General features: G+C 59.5%; 8 protein-coding genes. 2 read left to right on the top strand and 6 right to left on the bottom strand.

What is annotated here, in order from left to right; genetic code table 11:
- The 4 genes from AAAB16_RS19500 to AAAB16_RS19485 all read right to left on the bottom strand — a co-directional run.
- A partial coding sequence (locus AAAB16_RS19500; RefSeq protein WP_340664818.1) for an NAD(P)(+) transhydrogenase (Re/Si-specific) subunit beta occupies positions 1-1,253 on the bottom strand: 1,253 nt, incomplete at its 3' end.
- On the bottom strand, positions 1,253-1,573 hold the full coding sequence (locus AAAB16_RS19495) for an NAD(P) transhydrogenase subunit alpha (RefSeq protein WP_108099125.1): 321 nt from the start codon (positions 1,571-1,573) through the stop codon (positions 1,253-1,255). The genes AAAB16_RS19500 and AAAB16_RS19495, both read right to left, overlap by 1 nt.
- 10 nt (positions 1,574-1,583) lie before the next feature.
- Entirely contained in the window at positions 1,584-2,705 is a 1,122-nt protein-coding gene (locus AAAB16_RS19490; protein WP_340664817.1) for a Re/Si-specific NAD(P)(+) transhydrogenase subunit alpha, read from the bottom strand.
- 737 nt (positions 2,706-3,442) lie between these two features.
- Positions 3,443-4,342 carry a LysR family transcriptional regulator gene (locus AAAB16_RS19485; protein ID WP_340664816.1) on the bottom strand — a complete coding sequence of 300 codons (900 nt, stop codon included), beginning with the start codon at positions 4,340-4,342 and terminating at the stop codon, positions 3,443-3,445.
- 188 nt (positions 4,343-4,530) lie between these two features.
- Here AAAB16_RS19485 and AAAB16_RS19480 point away from each other — a divergent pair, with 188 nt between their 5' ends.
- Both AAAB16_RS19480 and AAAB16_RS19475 read left to right on the top strand, forming a co-directional pair.
- The gene (locus AAAB16_RS19480; protein WP_340664815.1) at positions 4,531-5,712 is read left to right on the top strand and encodes an acyl-CoA dehydrogenase; all 1,182 of its coding nucleotides are present in this window, start codon (positions 4,531-4,533) and stop codon (positions 5,710-5,712) included.
- A gap of 111 nt (positions 5,713-5,823) precedes the next feature.
- On the top strand, positions 5,824-7,062 hold the full coding sequence (locus AAAB16_RS19475) for a CaiB/BaiF CoA-transferase family protein (RefSeq protein ID WP_340664820.1): 1,239 nt from the start codon (positions 5,824-5,826) through the stop codon (positions 7,060-7,062).
- Between the two features lie 43 nt (positions 7,063-7,105).
- Here the strand turns inward: AAAB16_RS19475 and AAAB16_RS19470 are convergent, their stop codons facing one another.
- Both AAAB16_RS19470 and AAAB16_RS19465 read right to left on the bottom strand, forming a co-directional pair.
- On the bottom strand, positions 7,106-7,711 hold the full coding sequence (locus tag AAAB16_RS19470) for an ANTAR domain-containing protein (protein WP_340664814.1): 606 nt from the start codon (positions 7,709-7,711) through the stop codon (positions 7,106-7,108).
- A 265-nt stretch (positions 7,712-7,976) separates the two neighbouring features.
- Entirely contained in the window at positions 7,977-9,263 is a 1,287-nt protein-coding gene (locus tag AAAB16_RS19465) for a glycosyltransferase family 4 protein (RefSeq protein WP_340664819.1), read from the bottom strand.
- Positions 9,264-9,492: the final 229 nt, after the last annotated feature.

The raw sequence follows: 9,492 nt of genomic DNA, 5'->3' as shown, positions 1-9,492 counted from the left end.
TTGGGGTCGTTTTTCGCCGCGGGGTTAACCACGTCGTTGGCACCCAATACCAACACCACGTCGGCCTGGCCGAACTCGGAGTTGATGTCTTCCATCTCGAATACCTGGTCGTACGGCACTTCGGCTTCAGCCAGCAGTACGTTCATATGGCCAGGCATACGACCGGCAACCGGGTGGATCGCGTACTTCACGGTCACGCCACGGTGGGTCAGCTTTTCGGTCAGCTCTTTCAGTGCGTGCTGAGCACGGGCCACTGCCAGGCCGTAGCCGGGAACGATGATCACGGTGTCGGCGTTGGTGAGCAGGAAGGTGGCGTCGTCTGCCGAGCCGGATTTCACCGGACGGGCTTCCTTCGAACCGCCAGCTGCTGCCACGTCGGTCGCACCGCCGAAGCCGCCGCCAATCACGTTGAAGAACGAGCGGTTCATCGCCTTGCACATGATGTACGAGAGGATCGCGCCGCTCGAGCCCACCAAGGAGCCGGCAATGATCAGCATCGAGTTGTTCAGCGAGAAACCGATACCGGCCGCTGCCCAGCCCGAGTAGCTGTTGAGCATGGAAACCACCACCGGCATATCGGCGCCGCCGATTGGGATGATGATCAGCACGCCCAGAATAAACGCCAGAGCCAGCATCACGGCGAAGGCGGTCAGGTTGCCGGTAAACATAAAGAACAAGCCAAGGCCCAGCGTGCTCAAGCCCAGGATCAGGTTGAGCTTGTGCTGACCGGCGAATACCACCGGCGCACCCTGGAACAGACGGAACTTGTACTTGCCCGAGAGCTTGCCGAAAGCGATAACCGAACCGGAGAAGGTAATGGCACCAATGGCCGCGCCGAGGAACAGTTCCAGGCGGTTACCCGCAGGGATGGCGTCGCCCAGTTGCTTGACGATGCCCAGCGACTGCGGCTCAACCACGGCAGCAATGGCGATAAACACCGCGGCCAGGCCGATCATGCTGTGCATAAAGGCGACCAGCTCAGGCATCTTGGTCATTTCAACGCGTTTGGCCATGATCGAACCGGCAGTGCCGCCGACCAGCAAACCCACGATGACGTAACCAATGCCTTGGGTAGCGATGTCCGCGCCCAGTTTGTAGATCAGGCCTACGGTGGTGAGTACGGCCAAGGCCATGCCGAGCATGCCGAAGACGTTACCGCGACGCGAGGTGGTCGGGTGCGACAGGCCCTTGAGCGCTTGGATAAAGCAGATCGAAGCGATCAGATACAGGGTCGTTACCAAATTCATGCTCATTACTTGTCACCCTCTGCTTTGGCCTTGGGCGCTTTTTTCTTGAACATTTCCAGCATGCGGCGGGTTACCAGGAAACCACCGAACACGTTCACCGCAGCCAGGGCCACGGCCAGGGTGCCCATGGTTTTACCCAGCGGGGTAACGGTGAGCGCAGCGGCCAGCATGGCGCCGACGATCACGATGGCGGAGATGGCGTTGGTCACGGCCATCAGCGGGGTGTGCAGTGCAGGCGTTACGTTCCAGACCACGTGGTAGCCAACATAAATGGCCAGCACAAAGATGATCAGGTTGTAGATACCGGGGGAGATCAGCTCTTCCATTTTCTAGTCCTCAGCCGTTCTTACGGACGACTTGGCCGTCGCGGCACATCAGGCACGCGGCGACGATGTCGTCTTCGAGGTTGACGTGGAACTTGCCTTCGCTGTCGATCACCAGCTTGAGGAAGTCCAGCAAGTTACGTGCGTACAGTGCCGAGGCGTCTGCCGCGACCAGTGCTGCCAGGTTGGTGTGGCCAACAATGGTGACGCCGTGCTTGACCACTACCTGGTCAGCTTCGGTCAGCGGGCAGTTGCCGCCTTGGGCGGCTGCCAGGTCGATAACCACCGAGCCAGGCTTCATCTGTTCCACGGTTTCGGCGCTGAGCAACACCGGCGCCTTGCGGCCCGGAATCAACGCGGTAGTGATGACGATGTCAGCCTGCTTGGCGCGCTCGTGCACCGCTACAGCTTGGCGCTGCATCCACGAGGCCGGCATTGGGCGAGCGTAGCCACCCACGCCTTCGGCGCATTCGCGTTCTTCGTCGGTCTCGTACGGCACGTCAACAAACTTGGCGCCGAGCGATTCGATTTGCTCTTTCACGGCAGGGCGCACATCGGATGCCTCGATCACCGCACCCAGACGCTTGGCCGTGGCGATGGCCTGCAGGCCGGCCACACCGGCGCCGAGAATCAGCACGCGAGCGGCCTTCACCGTACCGGCGGCGGTCATCAGCATCGGCATAAAACGCGGGTAGTGGTGAGCGGCCAGCAGCACAGCTTTGTAGCCGGCGATGTTGGCTTGCGAGCTCAGCACATCGAGGCTCTGCGCGCGTGAGGTGCGCGGCGCGGCTTCGAGGGAAAACGCGGTTACGCCACGTTCAGCCATCTGCGCAATGTTTTCGCTGTTGAAGGGGTTGAGCATGCCGACCAGCACCGCGCCTGATTTGAGCTGAGCCAGCTCGGCGGCATTGGGGGCCACGACCTTCAGCACCAGTTCGGCGCCCAAGGCTGCGGCGGCGTCGCCAATGCTGGCGCCCACGGCGGCATAGGCACTGTCCGGCACACTGGCGTTAACGCCGGCACCCGATTGAACAGTCACCTGATGGCCCTGGGCGATCAGCTTTTTAATGGTCTCCGGCGTTGCGGCAACCCGCGTCTCGCCAGTAAAGGTCTCGAGAGGAACACCAATGTGCACTTCATATCTCCTGCGTGATCGTTTTTTTCAAAAGACCAGAGCACTGCGGATGGCGCACTGGGGGAGGCGGATCAGCACAACCTGTTTTTCAACCGACCTGCTGGCGCAGCCTTGCAACCAGCAGGGCGCGGCATTTTGCAGGTGAACCGTGGGGCCATCAAGAAGTTCTGAAGGCAACCCGTTAGATAACTACAAGTCATGCTGTGACCGCCCATACTTGCTAACCCGACGAAAGTAGCAGCCGGCGGGGCCTGTAGCCTGACCCCATGCCGGTTGCAGTGCCATTGGCATCCTTGACGTGAATAACCGTTCATCAGGTCAAGACAGGTTAGTGGCGCGGTACTTACGTTAGCTTGCTTTGTATTTGTAATGCCTTGTTTTTTAATGTAATTATTAGTTTGTGCGGCATTTTTTCTGCAGCAAAACTGTAGCTGGAAGGTTTGTTGACTACGGGGTCAGTTAATTTCCGGCTTTCATTGCATAAATCGCTGTAAGCCACGTATTTACTGATCTGAAGTCAATTTTGCACGCGGCGCCGCGCATGCTTTTTATCAGGCTTATGTCGCGTTTTCGACTTTTTTTATCGCCAAGGGGGAGCGGAGGGGCGAAAACGGCTGTTTTTTGTGCAAAATCCATCAGGGATTACCTGGATGAATCAGGCGAAATAGATCCGTAGGGTGTGTTGTGCGCACCAAGGCGTACGCACGGATATTGCTCGGTGCGCACAGCGCCCCCTACTAAGCGGTTTCGCGGTATTGCTTCGCCTGCTGCACCAACCAGTCGCGAAACGCACGCAGCGCTGCGGTCTCGGTTTTGCGTTCTGGAATCATCAGGTGATAGGCCTTGTCGCTTAGGCAGGCATGCTGCATGGCGACCACCAAGCTTCCCTCGGCCAATTCGCGTTGAATCAAAAATGGCGGAATCAGGGCAATGCCCATCTCGTGTTGCGCGGCTTGGGCGAGCATGGAAAACAGCTCATAACGCGGCCCGGTCATGTCCCTGGGCACGCTCATGCCTAGCGAGCCGAACCACTGACGCCAGGCATAGGGCCGTGTGGTCTGTTGCAGCAGCGGCAGTTGGCCAATGCGCTCGGCATTCAATGCGCTTGCGGCCGGTAGTAGCGCCGGGCTGCACACCGGCAAGGAGTTTTCCGGCATCAAGAAATGCGCTTCGGTACCCGACCACACCGCGTCGCCGAAATACACCGCTGCATCGAATTCGGTATCGGCAAACAGAAAGGGCCGGGTGCGGTTGGTGAGGTTTACCGTCACTTCGGGGTGCAGCGCCTGAAAGTGTTTTAAGCGCGGCAGCAACCACTGCGTAGCAAAGGTCGGCACAACGGCCAACTCCAGGCTATTGGCACCGTGTTGGCCCATCACTGACAGGGTGTCGCGCTCCACCGCATCCAGTTGCGCCGCGACACGGCGGCCGTAGCTCAGCCCGGCTTCAGTTAATTGCACGCCTCGCCGTGAGCGACGAAACAGGGCGATACCGAGAAACTCTTCGAGGCCGCCGATCTGTCGGCAGATGGCGCTTTGCGTCAGCGACAGTTCTTCGGCGGCTTTGGTAAAGCTCTGGTGGCGGGCGGCGGCTTCAAAGCTGACCAGGGCGGCTGTACTGGGAATTTTGCGGCGCATCGTGGCGTACTCGTATGCGTTAGTTGCACTCGGAAATAGCCTATTAAGGCTTTTTTGCGCTTACGGAGTGAGAAATTAGCACAGGTGTGTGCGAAAACCTCGTTTGCGCCTTTTCCCCAGGGCTGACTAGGATTAACCCCATCGCCAGCCGCGCGCTGGACCGTACCCATCATTTGAGGATTTCGCACATGGCCGCCAACGCTCGCTTCAATTGGGAAGACCCATTGATGCTCGACCAGCAACTGACCGAAGAAGAACGCATGGTGCGCGACAGCGCCCAGCAATTCGCTCAGGACAAGTTGGCGCCGCGTGTGCTTGAAGCCTTCCGTCATGAACAAACCGATCCAAGAATTTTCCGTGAAATGGGCGACGTCGGCCTGCTCGGCGCAACCATTCCCGAGCAATACGGCGGCAGCGGTCTGAACTACGTCAGCTATGGCTTGATCGCCCGCGAAGTCGAGCGTGTGGATTCGGGCTATCGCTCAATGATGAGCGTGCAGTCTTCCCTGGTGATGGTGCCGATCAACGAATTCGGCAACGAAGCGACCAAGCAGAAATACCTGCCCAAGCTGGCCAGCGGCGAGTGGATCGGCTGCTTTGGTTTGACCGAGCCGGACCATGGTTCCGACCCAGGCTCAATGATTACCCGGGCGAAAAAAGTCGACGGCGGCTATCGCATTAGCGGCGCAAAAATGTGGATCACCAATAGCCCGATCGCTGACGTATTTGTGGTCTGGGCTAAGGATGATGAAGGCGCGATCCGCGGCTTTGTTTTGGAAAAAGGCTGGCAGGGTTTGAGCACCCCGGCGATTCACGGCAAGGTCGGCCTGCGCGCGTCGATCACTGGCGAAATCGTCATGGACAATGTGTTCTGCCCGGAAGAAAACGCCTTCCCGGATGTACGCGGTTTAAAAGGCCCGTTCACCTGCCTGAACTCCGCCCGTTACGGCATCAGTTGGGGCGCATTGGGCGCTGCCGAGTTCTGCTGGCACACCGCACGCCAGTACACCCTGGACCGTAAACAGTTCGGTCGGCCATTGGCCGCCAACCAACTGATCCAGAAAAAACTCGCTGATATGCAGACCGAAATCACCATGGCCCTGCAAGGTTGCCTGCGTTTGGGCCGTATGAAAGATGAAGGCACGGCGGCGGTGGAAATCACCTCGATCATGAAGCGCAACAGCTGCGGTAAGTCGCTGGAAATCGCCCGTATGGCCCGCGATATGTTGGGCGGTAACGGCATCTCCGACGAATTCGGTGTGGCGCGGCATTTGGTTAACCTGGAAGTGGTGAATACCTACGAAGGCACCCATGACGTGCATGCGTTGATCCTTGGTCGCGCGCAGACCGGCATTCAAGCGTTCTTCTAAAATTCGGCCAAGTAGCTGCTGCGTTGCAAGGAGGTTCGCATCCTCTGCGCTCGCGCTATTGAGCCGAATATGGTTCCGCTAAAAATCATCGAAAGCCTTTGCGAGATTCCCATGCCTGGCGCCCTTTCTCACCTGCGTGTCCTCGACCTTTCCCGTGTATTGGCTGGCCCGTGGGCCGGGCAGATTCTCGCGGACCTTGGTGCTGAGGTGATCAAGATCGAACGCCCAGGCGTAGGCGATGACACTCGCGCCTGGGGCCCTCCATTTTTAAAAGACGCCGCTGGCGAGAACACCAGCGAGGCAGCCTATTACCTGTCGGCTAATCGCAATAAACAGTCGGTCACTGTCGACTTCACCCAGCCCGAAGGTCAGCGCCTGGTGCGTGAGTTGGCCGCCAAGTCGGACATCCTGCTGGAGAATTTTAAGGTCGGAGGTTTGGCTGCGTACGGGTTGGATTACGCCTCGCTCAAGGCAATTAACCCACGGCTGATTTATTGCTCGATCACCGGCTTTGGCCAAAACGGTCCCTACGCCAAACGCGCCGGCTACGATTTTATGATTCAGGGCCTGGGTGGGCTGATGAGCCTGACGGGCAAGCCCGATGACGAAGCGGGCGGCGGGCCGGTGAAAGTCGGCGTGGCGCTGACCGATATCCTCACCGGCCTGTATTCCACTGTCGCTGTGCTGGCTGCCTTAGCTCACCGCGACCTGGGTGATAAAGCGCAGGGCGGCAGCGGCCAGCATATCGATATGGCTCTGCTGGATGTGCAGGTTGCCTGCTTGGCCAACCAGGCCATGAACTACCTCACCACTGGTGTGCCGCCAAAACGGCTGGGCAACGCTCACCCCAATATCGTCCCTTACCAGGATTTTCCCACCGCCGATGGCGACTTTATTCTTACCGTCGGCAACGATGGCCAGTTCCGCAAATTCTGCGAAGTGGCCGGGCATGCCGAGTGGGCCGATGATCCGCGCTTTGCCAATAACAAACAGCGCGTGGCAAACCGCGCCGTGCTGATTCCATTGATTCGCCAGGCCACGGTGTTTAAAACCACGGCGCAGTGGGTCGCGGCATTGGAACAGGCGGGCGTGCCGTGTGGGCCGATCAACGACTTGGCCCAGGTATTTGCCGACCCACAAGTGCTCGCCCGTGGTTTGCGGGTGGAAGTACCGCATGCGCTGGGCGGTACGTTGCCGCAGGTGGCCAGTCCGATTCGGCTTTCCGAAACACCTGTCCAATACCGCCATGCCCCACCGCTGTTGGGTGAGCATACCGACGCGGTGTTGCAGCGATTGCTGGGCTTGGAGCTGGCGCAGATTGAAGGGCTACGCCAGGCCGGCGTGGTGTGATTACAGCGCCGTTCAGTTGTCGTTTACGGCGCGTTCAACGCGTTTAGCCACGCACTGCTGAAAGCCCTGCACGCTGCTGGGCATAGTCGGCGGCCAACTCGGCGCAGAGTTGGTCGAGGCTGCGGTTAACCCGCTGAGACAGCACGCGCAAACGCTCATAGGCGGTGCATTCATCCAGGTTGTATTCCACCATCAGGCGCGCCACCGCCATGGCTAACTGTGGGCGGCCGGTGAGGCGTTGCTGCAAGTCGCCGATGGTTTGCGTGTCACGGTCCAGGCGTTCGCGCAGCCCCGTTGCCATCATGACCGTGGTGTATACCGAGCCCGGGGTAATGGGCAGGTTCAGCAGGGCAGTGGCGCCCAGTTCAAAGGCGCGCTGGACCTGTGACAGGGTTTCATGGGGGGTTAGCGCCACCACGGGGATATTGGCTTGCTTAAGTTTGAGCAGGGTGTGGGGGCTGGCGAAATGTTCGAGTTCGATGACAGCGGCCAGGTAGTCGGTGAATGGTTGCGGCGCGTCGTTTGTCACGCTCTGAGCAATCATGCCTAGGCGTTGCAGGCTGTGCTCCAGGCTGCTGCGGGTGCGCTCGTGGCAGTCCACCAGCAGCAGGGTATTTTTCTCACGGTCGGGGCGGTTGAAAGGTCTCATTAAATAATCCTTAAGCGCGACGGGCGCGCGCTTAATTGGCAAGGCTCGGTAAGGTCGGTTGCGGAATGAAGGGCGCTAGGCCCTGTTTACGAGGCGCTGGGAGGGGTCGCACGGCGCGGTGCAAGGCTCAGGCAAACCGCTGTACGGCGATGTAAGTGTTTGCCCAGCGGGTCGCGTAAACATTCCTGGCAACCAGCGGAACAACGCCGAGGCCAAGTTGAGGATGTAGTGCCGACTGTGCTTCTGGCGCGGTGGCGCGGCCGCCCTACAGGCGGTTTTTGGCTTCGATCCACTGGGCCATATATTTGGTGCTTTTGTGCTGGTGGTGGCGAAGCATGCTGCCGGTGAAATTCGCTAAGCGGTGTTGCTCGAGGTTGGCCAGCAAATACTCGATACGCGCCATCAGCAATGGCGCGAAATGGGCCATCTGGTAGCGTGCTGCCAACAATCTCCAGCCGTTATCCTGTGCCTGCTGCCACCGACTTTCATCGCGGTACAGCTGCACAGCCGCGTCGGCGAAAGCCTGGGCGTTATCGACAATCGCGCCCGGCCAAACCTCTTCACCGTGCATGCCTTCGGCACCAATCGGCGTGGTTACATTCGGTGTGCCGCAGAGCATGGCGTCGACAATCTTGCCCTTGATGCCGGCGCCAAACCGCAGCGGCGCCAAACACACCCGCGCGGCTTCCATGACCTCTAGCGCGTCCGGCGCCCAATTCATGATGTGAAAGCCCTGTGTGGCGTTATGCAGGGCGGTGGCTTTGGGGGGCGTGTAGGCACCGTAAATGTGCAGTTGCGCCTGTGGCAGTTGCTGGCGAATCAGCGGCCAGATGCTTTGTTTGAGCCAGAGCACGGCGTCCCAATTCGGCGCGTGGCGAAAGTTGCCGATGCTGATGAAGTGGGCCCGTTCGGCGAAGGCTCGAGTGGCTCGCGGCGTGCTGTCGAGCAGCAGTGGGCAGTGCAGCAATAAGTCCGTCGAGAGCTTGAACGGCTCGCTGAGCAGACGGATTTCGGCGTCGGACACCATCAGGCTGAGGTCGCAACGGTAGATCGAGGCGATTTCCCGCTGCGCCGTGTCGCTGGCTGCCATCAGCTGAAACAGTGCTTGCGGCGGCGGATTGAACAACGCCGCGCAATCATCTCCAAGACCTGCGGCCAGGTGGTTTTTCAGCAACTGCTGACGGGCATCACGCAGGGTATGCAGGTCGACCGTTTCCAGTACCCGCAGTGCCTGCGGGCATTGCTGTTCCACGCGCCAGCCGAACTGTTCTTCCATCATAAAACGGTCAAACAGCACCACGGCCGGGTTGAGCTCACGCACAAAGGTGTCGAAGCTTTCGTGGTTGAGTTCGATCGCCTGTTCACGAATGCCCAACGCCGTCAGGTCGGCCTTGTGCTCGCCATCGTTAGCCGGGCTGCTAAAGGTGATTTGCCAGCCGTGCTGAAGAAAGCAGTCGAGCAGTTGCATCATATGCCCGCTGGCGGCCGAGGAGCGCGGTTCAGGCCAGACATAGCCGATAACCAGCAGGCTGTTGGGAGTAGGCGATGGCAGCACGGGGCAATTCCTGAAAGCTTAAGCGGCGGCCATTATGCGGGATCCGACCGGGGGCCTCTATCGGGCTTTAATGCAAGGCATTATCATTTGCGCGCCATTCTGATTTGATGCCGCCAAACCATGTCCAACCCCGACCCGCACAGCGAGCCCAGCGCTGAGGCCATTGCCGCCTCGGAGCCGAGCCAACGCGCCGATTTTTTGCGGGTGTTTTTGTCACAACGCTCGC

It is taken from the genome of Pseudomonas sp. (assembly GCF_037994325.1).
Taxonomy (GTDB): Bacteria; Pseudomonadota; Gammaproteobacteria; order Pseudomonadales; family Pseudomonadaceae; genus Aquipseudomonas.
Note: the sequence above shows the minus strand (reverse complement) of the source record. Positions and strands in the feature narration are given on the sequence as shown.

Coding starts and splice junctions, on each gene's coding strand:
- AAAB16_RS19480 (WP_340664815.1), top strand. CDS start 4,531: ATGGCCGCCAACGCTCGCTTCAATTGGGAAGACCCATTGATGCTCGAC.
- AAAB16_RS19495 (WP_108099125.1), bottom strand. CDS start 1,573: ATGGAAGAGCTGATCTCCCCCGGTATCTACAACCTGATCATCTTTGTG.
- AAAB16_RS19475 (WP_340664820.1), top strand. CDS start 5,824: ATGCCTGGCGCCCTTTCTCACCTGCGTGTCCTCGACCTTTCCCGTGTA.
- AAAB16_RS19485 (WP_340664816.1), bottom strand. CDS start 4,342: ATGCGCCGCAAAATTCCCAGTACAGCCGCCCTGGTCAGCTTTGAAGCC.
- AAAB16_RS19470 (WP_340664814.1), bottom strand. CDS start 7,711: ATGAGACCTTTCAACCGCCCCGACCGTGAGAAAAATACCCTGCTGCTG.